Origin of the sequence: Pseudorhizobium flavum, from assembly GCF_044142885.1 — a bacterium.
In the GTDB taxonomy this organism is placed as follows: domain Bacteria; phylum Pseudomonadota; class Alphaproteobacteria; order Rhizobiales; family Rhizobiaceae; genus Neorhizobium; species Neorhizobium flavum.
This window is the reverse complement of sequence record NZ_JBIOKZ010000011.1, coordinates 1-6,563: the sequence shown is the minus strand read 5'-3', so window position 1 is coordinate 6,563 and position 6,563 is coordinate 1. Positions and strand designations below refer to the sequence as shown.

Annotated in this window: 7 protein-coding genes and 1 pseudogene; 2 read left to right on the top strand and 6 right to left on the bottom strand. The window is 59.4% G+C overall.

Annotation, left to right across the window (positions count from 1 at the left end):
• Positions 1–249: pseudogene (locus ACEPP2_RS18205) on the top strand (Mu transposase domain-containing protein); the annotation flags it as partial.
• Here ACEPP2_RS18205 and ACEPP2_RS18200 read toward each other — a convergent pair.
• The 3 genes from ACEPP2_RS18200 to ACEPP2_RS18190 form a co-directional block, all read right to left on the bottom strand.
• Positions 204–518 carry a DUF421 domain-containing protein gene (locus ACEPP2_RS18200; RefSeq protein ID WP_395517435.1) on the bottom strand — a complete coding sequence of 105 codons (315 nt, stop codon included), beginning with the start codon at positions 516–518 and terminating at the stop codon, positions 204–206. The pseudogene ACEPP2_RS18205 and the gene ACEPP2_RS18200 overlap by 46 nt on opposite strands.
• Before the next feature lie 144 nt (positions 519–662).
• Positions 663–1,034, bottom strand: a complete 372-nt coding sequence (locus ACEPP2_RS18195; protein WP_395517434.1) for a nuclear transport factor 2 family protein — start codon at positions 1,032–1,034, stop codon at positions 663–665.
• A gap of 3 nt (positions 1,035–1,037) precedes the next feature.
• Positions 1,038–1,268 (bottom strand): hypothetical protein, encoded by a 231-nt coding sequence (locus tag ACEPP2_RS18190; RefSeq protein WP_395517433.1) that lies wholly within the window; start codon positions 1,266–1,268, stop codon positions 1,038–1,040.
• A gap of 847 nt (positions 1,269–2,115) precedes the next feature.
• Here ACEPP2_RS18190 and ACEPP2_RS18185 point away from each other — a divergent pair.
• The gene (locus ACEPP2_RS18185) at positions 2,116–2,841 is read left to right on the top strand and encodes a DUF488 domain-containing protein (RefSeq protein ID WP_395517432.1); all 726 of its coding nucleotides are present in this window, start codon (positions 2,116–2,118) and stop codon (positions 2,839–2,841) included.
• A 204-nt stretch (positions 2,842–3,045) separates the two neighbouring features.
• Here the strand turns inward: ACEPP2_RS18185 and ACEPP2_RS18180 are convergent, their stop codons facing one another.
• From ACEPP2_RS18180 to ACEPP2_RS18170, 3 genes are read right to left on the bottom strand one after another with little or no spacing between them, the layout of a single operon-like run.
• The gene (locus ACEPP2_RS18180; protein ID WP_395517431.1) at positions 3,046–3,924 is read right to left on the bottom strand and encodes a TniQ family protein; all 879 of its coding nucleotides are present in this window, start codon (positions 3,922–3,924) and stop codon (positions 3,046–3,048) included.
• Positions 3,902–4,783, bottom strand: coding sequence for a TniB family NTP-binding protein (locus ACEPP2_RS18175; protein WP_395517430.1), 882 nt, complete (start codon positions 4,781–4,783; stop codon positions 3,902–3,904). The genes ACEPP2_RS18180 and ACEPP2_RS18175 overlap by 23 nt, the downstream gene beginning before the upstream one ends.
• A 6-nt stretch (positions 4,784–4,789) precedes the next feature.
• Positions 4,790–6,301, bottom strand: a complete 1,512-nt coding sequence (locus ACEPP2_RS18170) for a Mu transposase C-terminal domain-containing protein (RefSeq protein ID WP_318920144.1) — start codon at positions 6,299–6,301, stop codon at positions 4,790–4,792.
• Positions 6,302–6,563 lie beyond the last annotated feature (262 nt).

Below are 6,563 nucleotides of genomic sequence, written 5' to 3'. Positions count from 1 at the left end.
GCGCACAACCATCCGGAACAGAACGACCAGACGATCTGGCAGATGTTCGAGGCTGAACGCAGCAGTCTCGTCCCCTATGTTGGGTCGTTCGACGGCTTTCACTGCGTGCCGGCCTCGGTGTCCAAGACCTGCACGGTCCGTTTCGACAACAACAAATACTCGGTCCTCTCAACGGCTGTCGGTCGCCCGGTCGAAGTCCACGCCTATGCCGACCGGATTGTCGTCAAGCAGGACGGCACGGTCATCGCCGTGGCTGAGCGGACCGAAGCAAACGTGATGAGAAACTGCAGGAAAATCAAGAGGCCGAGCGCCGTCGCCCCTTCTGCCAACGGAATATCATCCTGCAGCAAGGTGGAGGCAAAAGTTGTGCCGAGAGCCACTGCGACCAGAAGATCGAACGCATTGAGCGTCGCAACGGATCTTTTCCCGGAGAGGCGAATAAAGCTTACCAGACAAATGTACAGCGTTGCTCCGAGGAGCAGTGTCCTGAGGATCTCTGGCCAGCTTCCGAGTATCATCTCACCCTCGAGGTTCGGTGCCTTCCCAACAGGAACAGCTGTGGTTGTGCGATGTTCCGGATCCTTTGGGCATGAGTTTGATGCTGGTCGGAAGTTCGTCTCCAGCCCTGGCGGCACTGGCGTCTGAGCGGGCTTCTCAGCTAACTAGGGCGGCGAGCCCTGGCGAATGCCTTGAAGAGCATAATGGATTGACTGGAACGTTATCTTTCCGTTTTCAATGACAAAGCTATCAGCTCCCTGGACCGCCTCGAAGCGTGAGGATGTTGCCGACCAGATGAGTAAGGCGTAGGGACCCTGAACCTGCTTCACTCGGTAGTTGAAGCGAGCTTCAGGTAGCTGTTTCCTCAAGCGGCTGGCCGACTTGCGCAGCGCGGCGTGGCCACTCATGTTGGAGTTGCTGGTTAACAGCACTACCTGGGGGGCATAGTTGCGCGCCAGGTCTTCTTCCAGCTTTCCCTCTGCGCGAAGTCGCAGGTGGTCTTGCAATACTTCATCTGTTGAACGCGGAGAGGTCATCTGTTAGTGAACCTTCCGACCTGACAACTTAGCTTCTCGAAGAGCGATCATGGCTTCGATCTCCGCGACCGTCTGCTGCGCCGCGCGCAGGCGCGAACGTGCATTGCCATCTGGCTTGGTGCTATTCGAGTTTCTGAAGCACCTTTCTCCGAGTTCGGCGGCAGCACCTGCGACTGCTTTCTGCGCGAACGACAGAGCTTCATGCAGAAGGTTTAGCTGCTGATCAGACTTCATCATCCTGTCCTTCAGGGAGCCGCAGCGGCCTAGCTGTGGCAACCCCGGTCGGTTTCGCCAGAAGAGATGCCAGCTGACCTAAACCTCCTCCGAGCGTCGCCTGCATGCCATGCGCCCGCAACTTGCACCTGGTGCTCAGAGATCGCCCCGAGTTGCCGAGGCTTCGATTGCGACCAGTTGCTGCTCAGATTTTGTTCATCGTCTCGTTTGGGCCTGTCCCTCCCATCTCCGTACTTTCCGACCTTTCCGGGAACGGATTGCGAGCGTCTTCTCGGCTCCCGCTCTTCGCATGCTCAGCCTTACTCTGCTCCAGGCTGGCATTGTTCGTTCCGGATTGAGGTGCGGATTCGGTGGTCGTTGGTCGCTTTCCGTCATGGGTCATCTCAGTTCCCTTCGTTGTCTACGATGCCGTCTAAAGGTTGGGCACCTTGTGAGCCTTTGGGCAAAGGTGACTCGCCTTAGGGTACCCCAAGAGAGCGCATTCAGACACGGAACAAAGTTGGCGCCCGCCTGTTCCATGCCGCGCCCGCGCAAGGATTACCATTTGCGCCAGATCTTTCCATGAAGCAGGAGCGGGCCGGCGGGCGCGGATCGATAGCCCGATTGCGCTCCGCCGGGGCCTGCCGGGTCTGGCCCACAGACCATCCAAGAGAGCCCTTGGTTTCGTCCGGCTGGAGCGCCAAGTATCACCGGAAACGCGATGATCGACGGCTCAATCATCTTCTGGAAGCAAGGGCTTCCGCTAGACCGACCCAGTCCCCGCCAGCTGCGGCATGGAACCTGCAGGCCTCCAAGGATGTTGAAAGGCCAGCAGAGATTCCAGGAGATTAGGGAGGAAAGAGCGCGGATGGTCTCGCTGCCGCCAGGTATTCAGGATAAGGTGCGGCAAGCCTCTATGGCACCAGAGGTGTCCGGAGCCTATAGCTCGGGTGGCTCAACCGTTTCCCGTGCTAGGCCTTCCGCAGAGCCGACGGAGCGACAGGTGCCAGTCAGCTGCTCATTGCCCGAAACGATCCCCTTCTTCACAATCGGTCACTCTACCCGTTCGATACCGGATTTTGTTGATTTACTGCGAGCGGGCGAGGTTCAAATGGTCGTGGACGTTCGCTCCATCAGGCGGTCGCGCGCAAACCCTCAGTTTAATGAGGAAACGCTGGCCGAGGCGCTGTCTCCTTACCAGGTGGGCTACTTGTCCATCCCGGAGTTGGGTGGCAGACGCCGCAAGGAGAGGTCGGTCGACCAGGATCTGAACTCCTTTTGGAATAACCGCAGTTTCCATAACTATGCAGATTATGCTCTGACAGATCCGTTCAAACGTGGGCTCGCGCAGCTCATTTCAGTGGGGGCATCAAGACATTGCGCCATCATGTGTGCAGAAAGCGTATGGTGGCGCTGCCATAGGAGGATCATTGGAGATTATCTCCTGCAGCAAGGTGCAGAAGTCTATCACTTGATGGAAGGCGCCAAGGTGATACCGGCCACACTCACCAAAGGCGCCGTCCTTGTTGATGAGCAGCGCATCATCTATCCTGCCGCCATGGACGGTGAGTGTTGTCGGGGCGAGCATGCATGACCGCTGCGTCTGATCCGATGCGATTGCTTCATGCATCACCGCACCTTTGCGGCGCGAGCTTTTGTCGCCAATGCCTCAGGTGCGGCTGTCACCCGATTGACTGGTTAGTTTGGGACCTTCATGTCGCTTGGCAGTTAAACGTGAGAATGCGGCTGTTTCAGCCAGGTTTGGCATTCAAAGCTGAGAATCCGAGCGGCCGGATTCTCAAATTAACTGCAACTGTGAAGACGCCATTGATCGGCATGTATGGGTCGTGATCTCATCGATAGCGCTGCTGAAACGCGCTTGATTCTGACCCATCATTTGCCCGCGCAACATTTCGAGCATCTCGGGTCCGGCCCGCTCGACGATGGCCACTCCGGCCAGCAGAGCTGGTCGCAGATGCAGCGGCAGGACGGGATTTGCCGGTGTCGGCAGGCTTCTCCGTTCGACGACATCATCGAGATCTGGAATGATTGCGCCGAGCACCCTGAATCGCCACGGTTCGTACTCACGGGGAAGGGGTCTCGGCACGCGTCGCATCAGCAGAAGGCGCGCGATTTCGGCCGGCGAAGTCCAGGTTCGGACGCCGCGCTCGGCTTCATCGTCGAGGAGCCGTTCTCCCACGAGCGCGGCCCCTTGATGGCGGTCGAAAGGAGAGGGGCGGTCATGCCCGCGTGCGCACCGGAACAGGTCGCCGCAAAGCGGACAGGTGATGCGCCAGCCGAGAAACTGGCTGCGAAGGAGAGGCCTCGGTTCGTGTTCACCCGGATGACAGGCTGAGCAGAACTGCAGCGGCCTCGCTGCAATCAGGCGTCGCGATGATGGTGCGATATTCGAAAAGGTCGTGCGGCGCACGACGGCCGGTTCGGTCGAGAAGAGGCCGGCGAGGCGGATGACTTGATCACCGTTCAGACTCCGATCGGCCGCATGCAAAGACGACGCCTCGGGCAGACCATGCCGCAGCATAGCAAGGGGCGGGACCGCATAGAACGCGGCATGCCGGCCGATCCACGAGGATAGGAGTTCGTCAGGATGGGGCGCCAGTCTCACCGGCAATTGCCGCAAGGATGTTTCGGCGTCATGCGAAGGCTGCCTCGGCATCAAACTCCGGCTCCCACTTCTCGATGGCTTCGTCGGTTATCTGTTCGCGCCCGCTTGCGATGGCCTCGATGGCGAGGGAGTTGATGATGTGAAAAATGTTGGCTGTAATGCCCTCTGTGATCTGCAGCATCCGCCGCAGCGATTTCGCGCTCAGCACCGAGGGCTGACGCAACGGCGTGTTGCGCAAGATTGAGACTGCCAGGGATTCGAACTGTTCGTTCGCAGCCCAGCGGCTCAGCGTGAATTGCTCGAACCGGCGGGCCAATTGCACGTCGCCGCTGATTGCTTCACGCGCCTCGTTGACGCCGAAGCAGACGAGCGAGATCCCGAGACGGTTGCTGAGAAAGCGTAAGGTGTTGAGGACGATGCGCTGCTCGCGATAAGTTCCGGCAAGAATGTTGTGCACCTCGTCGATCACCAGCACCTGCACGCCAATTGCTTCCATGATCCGCAATGCCGCCTGCTCCATCTGGGCGATATCGGCCCGCGGTCGCTGCGGTGCGCCGAGCAGCGTCAGCAGTTCGGCGTAGAACCGCCGTTCGCCAGGCCGGCTGGTCATCTCCATGGCCAGAACGGGTGTCTTCAGGGTTCCGGTCAGCGAATTGAAGCTTGACGGATGCTGATCGCGGAACCGGTTCATGATCATCGTCTTGCCCATGCCGCTGTCACCGTAGATAGCGACGGACGGCATGCGCGTTCCTCTCGGATGATCGAGGAGCCGGCTCAGCCGATCGAGCGCCTGCTTGGCGCGCGGGTAGAGCACCCAGCGGCGCGATCGTATCGCGCGAATGCGTTGTTCGTCCGCTTCAGCAAGCAGCGCCGCGGCGCTCGCGGTCAGGTGGGAGATTTCGTTGTTCATGCCAGCTCACTCCGTGTCCTCGACAAAGGGCACAGGTTTGCTGGAGTCGATGCCGCGAAGCGAGCCCCAGCCCCGATCATCCACGTTCGTTTTTGGCTGTCCTGCGCCGCGTCGTACGGCTGCCGTCTTCTTGGTTGCTGCATCCACCAATTCGCGCTGCGCGACCGCAGTGCCCACGATGGCGCGGGTGTTGATTTCCTGTCGCCCTCTCGCCAACAGTGCGCGACGTGCCGCCACGGCTTCATGCAGTGTCACTGAAGGCAGGGTCAGATCAGCATAGCGGGCTTCCACGAAGTTTCCCGAAGGTCGCCGCACGAAGATACGGGCCATGTCCCGCGGGTCGTATTTGACGAGCAGGCGCCGGTTCGAGCGACCGACGTCGGCGCTAAGCGCAGCTGACCAGTAGCGCAGACCAAAGAGATGAATGCCGGTTGGCCGCAGGGTGCGCTCCTGCTCGGGCAGGAACGTCAGCCAAAAACGCATCCGATCTTGCGGCAGGCGCAGTGGAATCTCGTTCTCGTGCTCCTTCCAGACGGCAATTGGCGGGCGGCCCAAGGTGCTGTGGATCGACTGATGGTACGAGCCGACAATGTCGAGGGCGATGTAGCGCTCGAGTTCGCGCAAAGTGAGCGCCGAATGCCGCTTCGAATCGTATTCGCCGAGTTCCTGCGCATTGCTGAACGTCGTGCCGGGCAGCAGGTGGAGTTTTCCCATCTGGGTGCCGATCAGACGTTCGATATGGCCGCCGAAGCGCGGCTCAGCCGGCGGACGCCATTCGATCGCGATGCCAGCATCCTGGCACCCTCTCTTGAAAGCACGGCTCCTGAAGTCGGCGCCGTTGTCGACGTGAAGTGTTTCCGGCAGGCCGGCGACGGGCCACGCTTCGGTGATCTCGCGTTCTCGCAACCAAGCCGACTTGTCGAAGACCGAGTGCAGCAGGCACAGACTTGTCGACAACCGGGAAGGTGCGTCCATCGTTAGGTAGAATCCCGTCACCATTCGGCTGCAGACATCCATCGCCAGCGTCAGCCAGGGCCGGCCGATCGGCTGGCGGGTTTCCTCGTCAACGACAAAGATATCCGCTTTCGTATGATCGACCTGAACGACCTGCAAAGGTCGGGAGGCGGCAAATACCCCGGGAACGGCCTGTGTCTCCTTCACGATCTTATCTTCGCCACGGCGTTTGGCGCGTTTCTGCAGATCGATGTCTTCGAGACGAGCCTTGATCGTTCGGCGATGCGGCGGCTTGAGCCCGGCCGACATGGAGTTCGTTTGGACATCCCGGACCAACTGTGAAACGGTCGGACGGTTTCGCGTCAGGTAGTAACGGCTGATGGTCGTGCGGATGATCTCTTCCCGCTGGTCATCCAACACCCGGTGGCCCTCCGGTCGACCGCGTTTGCGATCCACCAACGACATGACCGTGCCACCGGCTCGAAACAATTTGATAAGGCGGTACGCGGTCGCTCGACTGATTTCGAGCTCGGTCGCAAGCAGTGCCACATCTCCGGCTGTCATTTTGCCAGGCCGACTCTTCAGGAATTCCCGAACCGCGTCTGCGCGTCGGCACGCTTCATCCCAAAGCGCTTCGTCGACCTCGTCGGGGAGTGGGTCACTCATAACAAGAACACCGTCGCTTACGTCGATTGTCTGATTCTCACATTAAGTGACCAAATCCAAGCATAATTCTCAAATTAAGTGCTCATTCTCAAATTAAGTGCCGAACTATCTGGTTGAAATTGCTGCGACCAAATTCTGGGAATTAAGTGCAAAACCACAC